This is a genomic window from Sporosarcina sp. P17b, assembly GCF_002743115.1.
GTDB classification, from domain to species: domain Bacteria; phylum Bacillota; class Bacilli; order Bacillales_A; family Planococcaceae; genus Sporosarcina; species Sporosarcina ureae_C.
Map to the genome: position 1 here is coordinate 1 of NZ_PDYP01000050.1, position 389 is coordinate 389.

2 rRNA genes are annotated in these 389 nt (G+C 40.9%); both read right to left on the minus strand.

From position 1 onward, the window contains the following. Window positions 1-12 precede the first annotated feature (12 nt). Window positions 13-128, minus strand: a 5S ribosomal RNA gene (gene rrf / locus CSV76_RS17085). Window positions 129-276: 148 nt separating this feature from the next. Beyond that, window positions 277-389, minus strand: a 23S ribosomal RNA gene (locus CSV76_RS17090); the annotation flags it as partial.

Here is a 389-nt window from a genome sequence, read left to right on the forward strand (position 1 = left end):
AAGAAAAGAATTGCCTGGCGACGTCTTACTCTCACAGGGGGAAACCCCCAACTACCATCAGCGCTGAAGAGCTTAACTTCCGTGTTCGGTATGGGAACGGGTGTGACCTCTTCGCCATCGTCACCAGACTATGTAACCTCTTTTTGAGGACATTTATTATTATAACACTTGTTATTATTAATGCAAGCATTATTTTAAATGTTTTTTTGAGTAAAGCTTGTTCACTCAAAACTGAATAAAAGACATTGGCGTAGCTCAAGTAACTACTTTTTAAAATAGGTTAAGTCCTCGATCGATTAGTATCTGTCAGCTACATACGTCGCCGTACTTACACCCCAGACCTATCCACCTCATCATCTTTGAGGGATCTTACTTACTTGCGTAATGGG